This is a genomic window from Hymenobacter segetis, from assembly GCF_038448715.1.
Classification (GTDB): domain Bacteria; phylum Bacteroidota; class Bacteroidia; order Cytophagales; family Hymenobacteraceae; genus Hymenobacter; species Hymenobacter segetis.
Genome location: NZ_JBCEVZ010000102.1, coordinates 1 through 13,224, shown reverse-complemented (window position 1 = coordinate 13,224; position 13,224 = coordinate 1). Strand labels below are relative to the sequence as shown.

The window sequence follows — 13,224 nt, the reverse complement described above, 5'->3', positions numbered from 1 at the left end:
GGTGCCGTAGGGCTTGTTCAGCGCCACTTTGTTTCCGAACAGGCGCGTCATCAATTGGTAGATGACGAGCTTATTATCCTTCGGAACCTCAGCGGTGGTGTTCGGGTCGGTGGCTTGGGGGTGTTTTTTGTCCACGGGCGGGTTGGGCAACGAGAAAGCAGCCAAAGAGAGGAGGCCGCCGGCCAGCAACAGTTTTTTCATGATGCGGCAAGATAGTCAATGGGTGAATGAGTGAATGGCTGAATGGGTGAATGATAAAGCAGGTACCAGACAAATTATTCGCCCATTCAGCCATTCACTCATTCACCCATTGAAAATTACCACTCCTGCGTGAGCGGGTGCAGCATGAGCTCATCCACCACCACGTGCGTGGGCGCTTCGAGCACGTAACGCACGGCCTGGGCGATATCGGCGGGGCGGAGGTGGGTTTTCTCGTTCTCCACACTGCCGGGCGTGGTGTCGTTGAAATAGGTGTCGACCAGCCCTGGATAAATGGTGCTCACCTTGATGCCGTGCGGCCGCACTTCCTTGCGCAGGCTGGCCAGTACGGCATCCTGGGCAAATTTGCTGGCCCCGTAGGCCGTGCCGTGGGCGAAGGTGCGCTTGGCCACATCGGAGGTAATGCCCACGATATGGCCTTTTTTCTGGGCCTTGAAATGCGGCACGGCGGCCTTGCACAGCAGGAAAGTGCCCTTCACGTTGGTGTCAAAAATCCGGTCCCACTCGGCCGCGTCGAACTGCTCCAGCTCGTTGAACGAGCCCACGCCGGCGTTGCACACCAGAATGTCTAGGCGGCCGTAGCGGCTCAGCGTCTCGGCCACGACGAGCTTGGCGTCGGCTTCGTCCGAAACGTCGGCCACGATGCACAGGCCCTGCGTTTTCTGGCCCAGCTCCAAGAGTTCGTCTTCGCTGCGGGCCACTGCCACTACTTTGGCGCCTTGCAGGGCCAGCAGCAACGCAATGGCTTTGCCAATGCCACGGCTCGCGCCGGTGACGATGGCAACTTGGTCGGTGAGGTCGGTCATGGGCGCGCAGGGTTAGCAACAATGAAAGGAAATCTGCCAGTGCAGCAGGCGAAGCAGTTTAAACGAACCGTCGGATTATTTCCGCAGTTCCACCACCCAGGCCGTATGAGCGGGCACGGTCAGGTTTTTTAGGTCGGAAATAGTAGCTCCGCTCGCCACTTCCATGCCCGAGGAAAAGCCGTCGGTGCGCTCGGCAAACCGAGTCCCATCCACCTTCTTTTCGTCCTTCGTGTTGTTGGCGATAATCATCACGCACTCGCCCGCGTCGTTGTAGCGGAAGTAGGTGTACACGCCATCCTGCGGGATGAACTGCATCAGCTTGCCGCTGCTCAGCACCGGGTGGGCCTTGCGGTAGTTGGCCAGCTTGCTCACGTAGTCGAACGCCTCGCCGGCCTGGCCGCTGGGCCGCGTAGTGAAGTAGTTAGTTTTGTCGCCGGCCCAGCCGCCGGGGAAATCCTCGCGCACTTTGCCGTCGGGGTTCGAGAAGTTCTTCATCAGCACCTCGGTGCCGTAGTAGAGTTGGGGGGTGCCGCGCAAAGTCAGCAGCCAGGCAATGCCGGTTTTGAACTTGCCGAAATCCTCGCCAATCACCGAGTAGAAGCGGCTCATGTCGTGGTTGTCGAGGAAGGTCACGTTGCGGGTGGCGTCCACGTACAGCCAGTCGCCCTGCAGGGCGTGGTAGAGCTTGCTCAGGTCGCCGTTTTCGGTTTTCAACGCATCCGAAATCGCGAAGCAAATCTGGAAGTCGAGCACGCCGGGCAGGTTCGACTTGAAGCCGTTCACCGGCGGCAGGATGTTCTGGGCGAAGAAGGCCTGCTCGGCCTCCGTTCCTTCCCAGGCTTCGCCAAACTGGGCCAGCTTGGGGTATTCTTCGCCAATGGCTTTGCCCCAGGCCATGAGGAAGTTGGGTTCGGAATAGGGGTACGTATCAATGCGGTAGCCATCAATTCCCGTCGATTCTACCCACCACAGGAAGTTCTGAATCACGTAAGTAGCCACCAGCGGATTGCCCTGGTTCACATCGGGCATCGTGGTATCAAACCAGCCGTCGTTGAACAGCGTGTAGTCGCGCTTCGAGCCGTAGGGGTCGTTCAGCGCAAAAGCATTGTAATTGCTGCGAGTGAACTTGGGGAAGGCGTGGAACCAGTCGGCCGCCGGCTTGTCGAGGAACAGATGGTGGTAGCTGCCCCAGTGGTTGAGCACGATGTCCTGCACCACTTTCAGGCCGTCGGCGTGGGCGGCTTTCACGAACTGCTGGTACTCGGCGTTGGTGCCGTAGCGCGGGTCGATTTTGTAGCAGTCCGTTACCGCGTAGCCGTGGTAGCTGGCCTTGGGCATGTCGTTTTCGATGATGGGCGTGGGCCAGATGGCCGTCGCGCCCAGCTTCTTGAAGTAGTCGAAATGGTTCTGAATGCCCTTCAGGTCGCCGCCGTGGCGGGCGTACATCGAGTCGCGGGCAATGTGATTCACGCGGGTGCCTTTCACCACGTCGTTCTTCGGGTCGCCGTTTGCGAAGCGGTCCGGCATCAGCATATAGATGAAATCGGCCTGCGTGAGACCCTGCGTGCGCTGCGGGTCGGTATTGCGGGCGCGCAGTTCGTAGGTATATGTCAGGCTTTTGCTGCCTTTGAAGCTCAGTTTCAGCTGGCCCGGCTTGGCGTCTGGGCTGATGGTGAGGTTGACAACGAGGTAGTTCGGGCTTTCCAGCTTCTGCTGACTGTCCAGGGTCACGCCGGGGTAGGTGGCCAGGGTGGCCGTGCTGCCCGCGATGCCGGGCGCATTCACTAGCAATTGCAGCTTGGGGTTTTTCATGCCCACCCACCAGTAAGTCGGGTCGATGCGCACGCCGGGGGCGGCTTTCGCAGTGGCGCTGGGAGTAGCGGCGGGACCAGCAGCACCGGTTGCGGCCGGCGACAGCAGCGGCATCAGCAGCCCGGTAGCGACGAGCAGAAATTGTGGGAATTTCATGGCAAAAAGGGCGTAAGAATAACGGCAGGGCCAAAAGTACGGCTTTCCCGGAAGGAGCTTCATGCGCAACCGTTTCCACTTTCGGAATATATTTTTCGCTCACATCAAGCCCACAAAAAAGCCCGCCCCCAAACCTGGGAGCGGGCTTTCACTATTCGCTTCAGCCAAGTGGCTTACTGCTGCTTGGCCAGCCAGAGCGAGGCGTTCATGTGCAACTTGGCGTGGCTGGCAATTTCGGTCCACCCGGGGTACACGGTGTTGCCGGGGCTGCCGGTGCCGTCGTCGGCCGGCGACGAGTCGGTGATGCACACCACGCGGCCCGTGCCGTAGGTGCTGCTCAGGCACATGATGTTGGTGTTGCCCTGCGAGGCGGTGCTCTGCCAAATCAGCGGTGTGGCGGCCGAGCCGGAGGTCTTAGTCATCGTCGCGCCGTTCGAGAATTTCAGCTGCGTCACCGCGCCCTGCGAGCCGTTCAGGATGGTGTTGGTGCCGCTGGCCAGCACGTTGCTGGTGGTTTCCGAGATATTGGTGAGGTTGATGCTGTAGCCGAAGGGGTTGGCCTGTACCGAGTTATTCGTCATCAAATCGTTCCAGATGGCGGGCGAGTCGTAGCCGTCATTGTTGCGGTCCGATACATCGTGGTCCGAAATCATGAACAGGCCGCCGCCGTTTTTTACGAAGTTGATGATGGCCGTTTTCTCGGTAGCCGAGAACAGCGTATTCGGCTCATCCACCACAAACACATTGTAGTTGGCCAAATCCTGAGGGTTCGAGGTATTGCCGTAGGTGATGGCCGTGCCCGAGGGCAGGTTTTCCACCGAGTTGCCCAGCTTCACCAGCGCCACGCCCCACGAGGAGAGGGCGGCCGTCCAGTACGTTTCCGAAGTGCTGGCCGTGATGCCCGAAGCGGCTGGCGTGGGGTAGCGCGGCGTCACGCCGCCGTCCACGTCCAGGGCCCAGTCGGCGTTGCCGGCCAGCTCCGCGTGGCTGGCATCGAAGAGGAATTTCTTGCCGCCAGTACCACCGCCGCCGCCACCGCCGGTACCATAGCTTTCCACCGTGATGTTGTCGAAGTTCAGACGGTTGGTGCTGCCGTCGGTTTTGCGCACCTGCAGGCGCACGTTGCCGGCAATGTTCACCGTGAAGGAAGCCGTGCTCAGCGTGGTGCTGCTCGTGGTGATGGTGCTGCCCACCTTAGCGTAGCTGCTGCCGCTGTTGGCGCTGGCCCACAGCTCCCAGGTGCCGCTGGCGTCGGTGCCATACAGGGCGTGCGCCACCGTGACCACGCCGGCCCCGCCGGTCAGGTCAAAATTCATGCTCAGCGAACCGCTGTTGCGCACCCGGGCCGACCAGGTGCCAGTTTTGGCATCGGCCGTGGTGTTGCCGATGAGGGCATCGTTCAGCGTCCAGGAGCCCGAGCCGAGCGTGACACTACCCGTGGTGTAAGCCGTTTTGGTACCCGTTTCAAAGCCTTCGGGGAAGCCCGGTGCCGATACATTTTGCAACACCGTAGCCGCCGCCGGGGCCTCCGGCGTTAGCTCCGATTTCGAACAACTGGCGAACAGGAGAGCACCCAGCAAGGGCGCCACCAGGTAGCGAACAGAAAGTGTCATGCGCATGGTGTGAAATGGGTTAAAAGTTTGGGAGTGAAGCGCCAAAGCTAGTGTAATCAACTAGGGGTATTGCAATGGGATATGTTAAAAGATTGTGGCTTTTTTTGAATTATCATTAATTAAATGCCTTTTCAGTAGATTGATTTTATTAAAATTAGAAAATATGTTACTATAATTAAAAAATTAATTATTTCTTCATAATTGATGCTTGGCAGACAAAGGCAAGTGTTTGCTGCTAAGGCGGCAATGGTGTCAGGGAACAAAAAGATGCTCTCTTTGCACGGGGCACGAAGAAAATTTGGTAGTAACCCGCTGGCTGATATTGCCTTGACACTGTTGCCGTTGGGCCAAATGCTAACGTTTGCGTAAGTCGTGCCTCAATATCAAGTGGTTGCGATTTTTCCGGAATGCTTCGGACCTTGCGCCCTCAACGGAAGCTGCGCTTCAGGCGGCGCTTCTTTTTTCCAACCCGAAACCTCCATTCTGGCGTGCGCTCCGGCCCGCGCCCTAGCCCTTTATTAATGGCTTTTACCTTTAAACCCTACACGCCGGCCGCCAAATTCAAGACCGCCGCCGCGTACTTCTCGATGGAGTTTGCCGTCGACCAGGCCCTGAAAACCTATTCCGGCGGCCTCGGCTTTCTGGCTGGCTCGCACATGCGCTCGGGCTTCGAGCTGAAGCAGAACCTGGTGGGCATCAGCATCCTGTGGAGCTTCGGCTACTACGACCAGGACCGCAACGCCGACCAAAGCATGCGCGCCGAGTTCCGCCAGAAGCACTATTCGTTCCTGCAGGATACGGGCATCATTTTCCCCATCACCATCCACGGGGCCGATGTGCAGGTGAAGGCTCTGTACCTGGCTCCGGAAGTATTCGGGACCGTGCCGATGTTCTTCCTCACCACAGATATTGAGCAGAACGACTTCCTCTCGCGCACCATCTCGCACCACCTCTACGACCCGGACGCGGCGGCCCGCGTGGCCCAGAGCATCCTGCTGGGCGTGGGCGGCGGCAAGCTGCTCGACGTGCTCGGCCGCCAGACCGACGTGTACCACCTCAACGAAGGCCACGGCCTGCCGCTGGCCTTCTACCTCTACGAGAAGCACGGCCGCGACCTGGCCGAGGTGCAGAAACGCCTGGTTTTCACCACGCACACCCCCGAGCTGGCCGGCAACGAGGAGCGCCCCATGAAGCTGCTCACGGACATGACCTTCTTCGGCACGATGCCGGAAGACGAGGTGCGCCGCGTGGCCCAAATCGGCCACGGCGACGCGCTCAACTATACCCTCACCGCGCTGCGTTTCTCGCGTAAGGCCAACGCTGTGAGCAAGGTACACGGCACCGTGGCCAACGAAATGTGGGGCCACTACGAGGGTATCTGTCCCATTATCCCCATCACCAACAGCCAGAACGGCACCTACTGGCGCGACACGCAGCTGGCCGCCGCCCTCAAAGGCAAGGACGATGCCGCCCTGCTGGCCCGCAAGCAGGAGCTGAAAAAGGACCTGTTCAAAATCGTGGCCGACCAGACCGGCAACGTCTTCGACCCCAACGTCATCACCATCGTATGGGCCCGTCGTTTCGCCGGCTACAAGCGCGCCGATTTGATTCTGCGCCACTTCGAGCGCTTCGTGGAGCTGGCCAACAATTCCAAGCACCCCATCCAGATGATTTGGGCCGGTAAGCCCTACCCGAAGGACTTCGGCGCAGTGGCTTTGTTCAATGAAATCATCAAGCGCACGGCCAATCTGAAGAACTGCGCCGTCCTCACCGGCTACGAGCTGGGTCTGTCGGCCGCCCTCAAAAAGGGTTCCGACATCTGGCTGAACACGCCCCGCTTCCCCCGGGAGGCCAGCGGCACCAGCGGCATGACCGCCGCCATGAACGCCAGCGTGAACCTGAGCATCGCCGACGGCTGGATTCCCGAATTCTGCCGCGACGGTGAAAATGGCTTCCTCATTCCGATTGTCGACGTGACCCTGCCCGATAACGTGAAGGACGATGCCGAGGCCACCGCCCTGCTCGACGTGCTCGAAAACACCGTGCTGCCGCTATACTACGACCAGCCCAAAAACTTCCTGAAAGTGGTGAAAACCGCCATGAAGGACGTGGAGCCGGAGTTTGAAAGCGGCCGCATGGCCAAGGAATACTACGAGCTACTGTATAAGGCGTAAGCAGGAGTCGATGGGGCGACGTTAGCTCCATTTGTCATCCTGAACGCAGTGAAGGACCTTACCACGTTTGACCGATTGTCGTATAAACAGCGACTCGTTCGAACGTGGTAAGGTCCTTCACTGCGTTCAGGATGACAGGCAATTTTCACTATCCTTCCTTTCCGCCATGTGTGGTCGCTACACCTTCATCGCCCCCGCGCCAGTCATTGAAAAGCGCTTCGACGCCAAATTCACCGAGCCCGCGCCGACTACTTACAACGCCGCGCCCTCGCAGCGGCTGCCCATCATCACCAACGCCGCGCCCGGCCAGATTCAGCTGCTGAGCTGGGGCCTGGTGCCCAGCTGGAGCAAGGACCCGGCCGCCGGCCCCAAGCCCATCAATGCCCGGGCCGAGACGCTGGCCGAAAAGCCCAGTTTCCGGCAGCTGCTGGGGCGGAAGCGCTGCCTTGTGCTGGCCGATAGTTTCTTCGAGTGGCAGGCCACGCCCGCGGGCAAGGTGCCACACCGCATCCTGCTGCGCGATGAACAGCCCTTCGCCTTCGCCGGCCTCTGGGATGAGTGGCTGGACCGCAGCACCGGCGAACTGCACCCCACCTTCACCATCATCACTACCGAGCCCAACGCGCTGATGGCCAAAATCCACAACCGGATGCCCGTCATCCTGCCCACCCGCGCCGCCGAAAAGGCCTGGCTCGATGATGGCCTGAGCCTGTCGGCGCACCAGCAGCTGTTGCAGCCGTATGATGCGGCCGCCATGCAGGAATACGTCATCAGCAAGCGCGTAAACTCGCCGGCGAATAACGACCCGGAGGTACTGGCGGCAGCTTAAGCAGTCCTGAACAGTAATTGCGGGTCATGCAGAGCGTAGCATCTTTACTGCAGTCACTAATTCTTTTGATTGCGTTGAGCGGTAAAGATGCTTCGCTACGCTCTGCATGACGTTCTTATTCCCGCCCCTGCTGCGTTACTTTGTCCGCATGAACTGGCGCAACCCCTGGCTTTTACCGATTCTCATTCTCGTGCTGGCCTCGGCCGTGCAGCTAGACCTGCCGTGGTGGAGCCTGGCCGTGGTGGCGTTTGTAGTGGGGCTGGCAATTGCTCCCACGGGCCGCGTAGCCTTTTGGGCCGGCTTTAGCGGAGGTGGGCTGAGCTGGATACTGCCCGCCGCTTGGCTGGCCTATCAGAATGGTGGCCTACTGGCGCACCGCGTGGCGCAACTGCTGCCCCTGGGCGGCTCATCGGTGGCGCTGGTGCTGGTGGCCGGCCTTGTGGCTGGTTTGGTTGGCGGGCTGGCGGCTTTGGCTGGATGCTGGCTGCGCGAGGCGTTTCGCTCGCCTTCGGCCGCGTAGCGTACCGTTTGTTATTTCACCTGCTGCATCACCCATTCGCCCACAGTTTCGAGGGCATCGGTAGCCGCCGTGGGGCGTACGGTGGTGCCTGCTGCCAGGGCCTGCTCGCTGAGGGGCGCCTGAAACTCGTGGTTCAGGCCGTCGAGCTTCTGCACGTTCACGCGCTTGTTGGCTTTGAGGCCTTTTTCCAGCGCCGGCAGGTTGGCGGCTAGTTGCACCTGCGTGTCGGCGGTGCCGTGCAGGAGCAGGGTGGGGCAGGCTACTTTGGCCAGCTCTGCCTGCGGATTGAAGGTGAGGAAGGAGCGGTACCACGGGCTGGTGAGCTGCCCGGCCCGGGCCTGCGCCGCCGCCGAGGTCAGCGACGGATAAATCTGCTTCAACATATTGGCCACAATGGCCTGCGCCTGGGCATTATCACTCGTCTGACGGATGATTTCGAGCAGCGCGTACTGGCGCTTATACAGCGCATCATTGCGCTTGCGGGCTTCGGTGGTCAGGCGCAGCTGCTCCTGGGCAATGCGCAGCTGGGTTTGGGCAGGATTGGCACCGGTGGCTAGCTGCTGTTTGGCTTCGCGCCGGGCCACTGCCATTGCTTGCGCTGCCGTGGCAGCCCACTTTATCTGGGCGGTATCGGGCTCGCCGGGCTGGTTCACCAGCGAGGTTTGCCGGGCCAGCAGCTCCTGCCCATTCACGCCGGCCGCGCCCAATGCCACCAGGAATGCGGGCGCGGGTGCCTGTGCCCCAGCCAATAAGGCCACGTTGGCCCCTTCGCCATGCCCCAGCAGGCCCACGCGCAGTGGGTCGATGCCGGGCTTGGCCCGCAGGTAGGCCATAGCCGATTGCGCATCGGCCACCAGCTGGGTGCCCGCTGTGGCCGCAGATACCCCCACCGAGCGGCCTGTTCCCCGGTCATCGAGGCGCAGCACGGCCACGCCCTGACGGGTGAGGTAGTCGGCCAGGGCATTCAGTAGGCTATAATCGCCCGTGGCTGATTCCGGGGTGTTCACATCCGGCAGCAACACCACGGCGGGAAATGGCCCGGTGCCGGTGGGCAAACGCAGCGTACCGCCCAGGCCAATTTCGGGGCTGGGACTACTCGGGCTGCTCACGTGTACTTCTTCGGTTTTGTAAGCCGGGGCTTCCTTAAAGGGGGCCAGGGCTATGCTTGCTTCAGCGGTTTTGTCGGCGGCCACGCGGTCCAGCACCAGCATAGCGCGGAAGCCGGGCTGCTGCCATTGGCCGCGCAGTCGCTGCCCGTTGGCCACAGGCTGGCCGGCAAAGCGGCAGCCCGCCTTATCGGCATAAAAAACCACGCTGTCGGCGGTGCTCACCACGCGCATCGGGCTGTTGTGGAGCCGTCCCGCGTCCATGCGGAGCACGGCCGTAGGCGTACCATCAGCCTGTGCGCTCACACTGATAAATACCTGGCGGCTGCCGCCAGGTACAGGCAGAGCACCAGCCCATTGGCCCAGCATCTGGCCCGTTCCGATGGGCGCTGCCTTAATAGTTGCCAGGCTTAACGTGCTGACAACCGTCAAGCCAATGATTTTAGTTAGTAAATAGTTGATATTCATAGCAAATGCAGTTTAGTGTGTCCGGGTCAAGCGGAAAGGAGGCGTATTCGCCAAAACCCGATTGACTCAAAAGTACAATTAAATCTTGTTTAATAAATTAAAAATAAAATGATTTATGAATAAAAAATATCATTAAAGTTTTATTTATAAAAAACCATTGTTTTTATAATTCATCCCAGGCAGTAGCAATAAGGCCGCTCAAAGCAGCGAATAGCAGAGCCCCGCGCACAAAAAAGCCGCCCTCCCCAGTGGCTGCGGGCAGCAGCAAGGGGAGGGCGGCGAGGCAAGCCCGGCAACAGCGTATTGGCTTACATGATTTTGCTGTACCAAGCCAAAATTTCGAGGCCGGCGGCATCAGTTTCGGCTTCCACTACTTCGGTGATGACGTATTGGATTTCATCGTCGGACCAGTCTTCGTCCTCGGCGGCGGGCACCCACAGGTCGAGGGCGGCGTAGCGGTTGACGCCGGGGGGGAGCGTCCAGGTTACTTTTTTGCGGATATTCATGGCAGTAGGGTAGTCGAGGGGGGACGAAGATATAAGGTGAAGACGGGCCGGCGGACTAACGGTTGTCGGCGGCTTCGCGGATAACGGTGACCTGCACCGGAACCACGCCGGCCTCGATGATGCCGAGCTGCACGGCGGCGCGGTGCGACACATCCACGATGTAGCCTTTGGTGTGCGGGCCGCGGTCGGTTACGGTCACATCCACGGAGCGGCCATTGCGGGTGTTGGTAACGCGGATGAGGGTGCCGAACGGCAGCGTGTTGTGGGCGGCCGTCATCTGGCCGGGGCGGTAGGTACTGCCGCTGGCGGTGGGCCGGCCGTTAAACTTGTCAGCATAGTAGGAGCCCAGGCCCGATTGAACACTGTTTCGGGCGCCCTTTGTGCCCTTGCTCACGGTGTGGCTGCCGCCGCAGGAGGCCAGCCCCAAGGCCAGCAAAAACAGCAGGTATAATAGCCCGCGGTGCAGAATTTTGGCTTGTTTATTCAACTTCATCCAACCTTTATTTTAGGTGATAATCTTTCGGTTGTAATTCTCACACAACCCTATTTTTCCCCAACACAACCAATGAAAAATTTCCTGAAAGTGGCTTCGGCCCTCGCCCTGTCGTTCACGTTTATGGCTGCTCACGCGCAGCAAGGTGATGGCAAGATGATGAAAAAAGAAGAAAAGACCGAAGGCAAGATGGTGAAGCACGCCGGCAAAATGCACGGCGACAAAATGGTTAAAAAAGAAGGCAAGGTCGTGAAGAAGGACGCCAAAATGGAGACCAAGGAGAAAATGTAGGTCCTTGGCCTCGGGCAAACTACGGCCGTCCGGCCTGGCTGCTTCTGCGGAAGCCGCCGGGCCGGACGGTTTTTTTTAGAAGGTTGCCATTCCGACGCAGGAGGAATATGAGGGTTCTGCTTTGACGGTTTTACCCAGGTTCCTCCTGCGTCGGAATGACAACTCGTGGCTTATTCAAATAGCTTTTTAGTGGGCCGGCTTGGGCGGGGCCGCCGGAATCCGCAACGCCTGCAACGACTCGAAATTGCCCTGGAAGACGTTGAAATCGACCACGCCGCGAATGCCGGGCACGTAGGCTTCGTCGGAATGCTGCCAGATTATCCACTTGCTGCGGGGCAGGGTGGGGCGCTCCACTTCGTAGTGGGCCAGCCAGAGTGGGTAGTCGTCGAAGTGCCCGGCGAGGTGGCGCTTGTAGAAGCTGTGGTTGGAATAGAGGATGGGCCGGACGCCGTAATGCGCCTCGATGAGGCGCAGCCAGCGGGCCACTTCGCGGCGCAGCACGGCCACGTCGTGGAAATTAGCGGCTTCTACGTCGAGTACGGGTGGCAGGTCGCCGGGGGCGAGGGGCACTGTTTTGGCAAATAGATTGGCCTGCACCTTGCCATCGCGGTTGGGCAGGAAGTAGTGATATGCTCCGCAGAGCACGCCGGCTTTGCGGGCCTCGCGCCAGTTGCGAGCGAAGCGCGGGTCGCGCATCGTAGCGCCCTCGCTGGCCTTGATGAAAGCAAACCGGACGCGGTTGCGGGCCACCTCGGGCCAGTCGATGCGGCCCTGGTATGATGAGACGTCGATGCCGTGCACCGAGTAGCCGGCCAGCAGCGGGGTTTTTTCGCGGCCGGTGAGGCCGTTTTTGGTGAACGTGGCCCAGGCCCGGCGGGCGTAGCGGTTCAGCTGCACCTGGTGGCGCAGGTAGTAGGTGCCGCCCAGCAGCAAGGCCAGCAGGGCCGCTGCCAGCAGGCCGCGCCGCCACGGCCGCCGGGGCGCGGCGGGCCGGGCGGGCTGGGCAACGGGTGCGGTGCTGGACAATGGCGGCATAGGCAGGGGCTCCAAAAATAACGCCGCGCCGCGCGCCATCGTGCGCCGGGCCCCGGCTTTTCGCGAACTTTGCGCTTTCAGCCCACCAAATTCGCCTATGTCTTTCCTCCGCGCCGCCGATGCCCGCGACGAAACCGGCCACCTCATCAGCGAGCTGCACGGCATAAAGCTGGTGCAGATTCTGGAGTACCTCGTGGCCGCCTACGGCTGGCCCGAGCTCGATGCGCGCCTGCGCATGAACTGCTTCGCCGACAACCCGAGCATCAAGTCCAGCCTCACGTTTTTGCGCCGCACGCCCTGGGCCCGCACCAAGGTCGAGGAGCTTTACATTAAGGCCCGTAGCGCGGAAGTGCAGGGCCGCCCTCGCCCGTAAGCATCATGGCCGACGTCTCCGAAAAATCGTCCAGGCCGGCGCTGCTGGCGGGTCTGGGGCTGTTCATCGCCTTTGAAATCGTGGCCTTTTATGGCCTGCAATACCTGACTTCGGGCCTGGGCGAAAGCAACCAGAACCAGCCCGAAAACACCATCGTGAGCAATTGGGTGAAGACGATGGTGTTTTTTGTGGCGCACCTCACGCTGGTTATCGCGGCCATGCTGGTGCTCAGCAACCGTCTGCCGCGCCGCTACCGGGGCCAGATGATGGGCTGGTTTTACCTCGCCGTGGTGATGAGCTTCGTGCTGATTATCCCGCTGTTCGGGTAGGCCCGAAAAAACAAAACCACCGCTGCGGGCGGTGGCTCAAGAGTAAAAACCCAAAAGACTCGGAAAGTGGCCGGTCGGTCCCGGCTATATAAATAGGACTGCGGTGCCGGTCGGTCCCGGCGTTATAAAAAGCGGTGGCGAGGAGCGGCAGCGGAGCCGTCGGCAGGTAAACGGCCATCGGCTCTCACCACGGATTAACTCTACTCGTTGCGCTTGATGTCGATTTCGCGTTGATGGTCGTTGGGGTTCAGGAAGGGGATGCGCACGCGCAGCTCCTGGCCTTCGTGAATGGCATCGATGCGGGCCACATCCAGATTGGTGGGCAGGTCGAGGGTTTGGACGAAGAGCGGGGCGGCCAGTTGGTCGTCGGGTTCGTGGCGGTAGTCGCTGAATACGGTCAGTTTCTGCTGGTTCAGCACCACGCGGAAGCTGTTGGCCGACACGGTGGGCATGGCCACGCGCACAATCACGCCTTTCGGGTGGCGGTCGATGCG

Annotated in this window: 15 protein-coding genes; 6 read left to right on the top strand and 9 right to left on the bottom strand. The window is 60.4% G+C overall.

The window, feature by feature from the left end; translation table 11 throughout:
• From AAFH49_RS21770 to AAFH49_RS21755, 4 genes are all read right to left on the bottom strand, one after another.
• The coding region (locus tag AAFH49_RS21770; RefSeq protein WP_342301533.1) for a hypothetical protein at positions 1 to 201 on the bottom strand (201 nt) is incomplete at its 3' end.
• A gap of 116 nt (positions 202 to 317) precedes the next feature.
• Positions 318 to 1,025 (bottom strand): SDR family oxidoreductase, encoded by a 708-nt coding sequence (locus AAFH49_RS21765; RefSeq protein WP_342301532.1) that lies wholly within the window; start codon positions 1,023 to 1,025, stop codon positions 318 to 320.
• Positions 1,026 to 1,100: 75 nt separating this feature from the next.
• The gene (locus tag AAFH49_RS21760; protein ID WP_342301530.1) at positions 1,101 to 2,993 is read right to left on the bottom strand and encodes an alpha-amylase family glycosyl hydrolase; all 1,893 of its coding nucleotides are present in this window, start codon (positions 2,991 to 2,993) and stop codon (positions 1,101 to 1,103) included.
• A gap of 173 nt (positions 2,994 to 3,166) precedes the next feature.
• A complete protein-coding gene (locus tag AAFH49_RS21755; RefSeq protein ID WP_342301528.1) occupies positions 3,167 to 4,606 on the bottom strand; it encodes a hydrolase in 1,440 nt (479 codons plus the stop codon).
• 521 nt (positions 4,607 to 5,127) lie between these two features.
• On the opposite strand from AAFH49_RS21755, the gene glgP reads away from it, so the two are divergent.
• The 3 genes from glgP to AAFH49_RS21740 all read left to right on the top strand — a co-directional run bounded on the left by glgP (position 5,128) and on the right by AAFH49_RS21740 (position 8,129).
• Positions 5,128 to 6,780: an alpha-glucan family phosphorylase gene (gene glgP / locus AAFH49_RS21750; RefSeq protein WP_342301526.1), complete on the top strand. Its 1,653-nt coding sequence runs from the start codon at positions 5,128 to 5,130 to the stop codon at positions 6,778 to 6,780.
• Between the two features lie 166 nt (positions 6,781 to 6,946).
• Positions 6,947 to 7,609: an SOS response-associated peptidase gene (locus AAFH49_RS21745; protein ID WP_342301524.1), complete on the top strand. Its 663-nt coding sequence runs from the start codon at positions 6,947 to 6,949 to the stop codon at positions 7,607 to 7,609.
• 106 nt (positions 7,610 to 7,715) lie between these two features.
• Entirely contained in the window at positions 7,716 to 8,129 is a 414-nt protein-coding gene (locus AAFH49_RS21740; protein ID WP_342301522.1) for a hypothetical protein, read from the top strand.
• 11 nt (positions 8,130 to 8,140) lie between these two features.
• Here the strand turns inward: AAFH49_RS21740 and AAFH49_RS21735 are convergent, their stop codons facing one another.
• The 3 genes from AAFH49_RS21735 to AAFH49_RS21725 form a co-directional block, all read right to left on the bottom strand.
• The gene (locus AAFH49_RS21735; protein WP_342301521.1) at positions 8,141 to 9,703 is read right to left on the bottom strand and encodes an alpha/beta hydrolase family protein; all 1,563 of its coding nucleotides are present in this window, start codon (positions 9,701 to 9,703) and stop codon (positions 8,141 to 8,143) included.
• A gap of 308 nt (positions 9,704 to 10,011) precedes the next feature.
• Positions 10,012 to 10,209: a hypothetical protein gene (locus AAFH49_RS21730; protein ID WP_342301520.1), complete on the bottom strand. Its 198-nt coding sequence runs from the start codon at positions 10,207 to 10,209 to the stop codon at positions 10,012 to 10,014.
• Positions 10,210 to 10,264: 55 nt separating this feature from the next.
• Positions 10,265 to 10,702 (bottom strand): septal ring lytic transglycosylase RlpA family protein, encoded by a 438-nt coding sequence (locus AAFH49_RS21725; protein WP_342301518.1) that lies wholly within the window; start codon positions 10,700 to 10,702, stop codon positions 10,265 to 10,267.
• Positions 10,703 to 10,774: 72 nt separating this feature from the next.
• On the opposite strand from AAFH49_RS21725, the gene AAFH49_RS21720 reads away from it, so the two are divergent.
• Positions 10,775 to 10,993: a hypothetical protein gene (locus tag AAFH49_RS21720; protein WP_342301516.1), complete on the top strand. Its 219-nt coding sequence runs from the start codon at positions 10,775 to 10,777 to the stop codon at positions 10,991 to 10,993.
• Positions 10,994 to 11,179: 186 nt separating this feature from the next.
• On the opposite strand, the gene AAFH49_RS21715 is transcribed toward AAFH49_RS21720, so the two are convergent.
• Positions 11,180 to 12,028: a glycoside hydrolase family 25 protein gene (locus AAFH49_RS21715; protein WP_342301515.1), complete on the bottom strand. Its 849-nt coding sequence runs from the start codon at positions 12,026 to 12,028 to the stop codon at positions 11,180 to 11,182.
• A gap of 97 nt (positions 12,029 to 12,125) precedes the next feature.
• On the opposite strand from AAFH49_RS21715, the gene AAFH49_RS21710 reads away from it, so the two are divergent.
• Together AAFH49_RS21710 and AAFH49_RS21705 are read left to right on the top strand one after the other, a co-directional pair.
• Positions 12,126 to 12,401, top strand: a complete 276-nt coding sequence (locus AAFH49_RS21710; protein WP_342301513.1) for a VF530 family protein — start codon at positions 12,126 to 12,128, stop codon at positions 12,399 to 12,401.
• 5 nt (positions 12,402 to 12,406) lie between these two features.
• Entirely contained in the window at positions 12,407 to 12,730 is a 324-nt protein-coding gene (locus tag AAFH49_RS21705) for a hypothetical protein (RefSeq protein WP_342301511.1), read from the top strand.
• 200 nt (positions 12,731 to 12,930) lie between these two features.
• Here AAFH49_RS21705 and AAFH49_RS21700 read toward each other — a convergent pair.
• A partial coding sequence (locus AAFH49_RS21700; RefSeq protein ID WP_342301510.1) for an Hsp20/alpha crystallin family protein occupies positions 12,931 to 13,224 on the bottom strand: 294 nt, incomplete at its 5' end.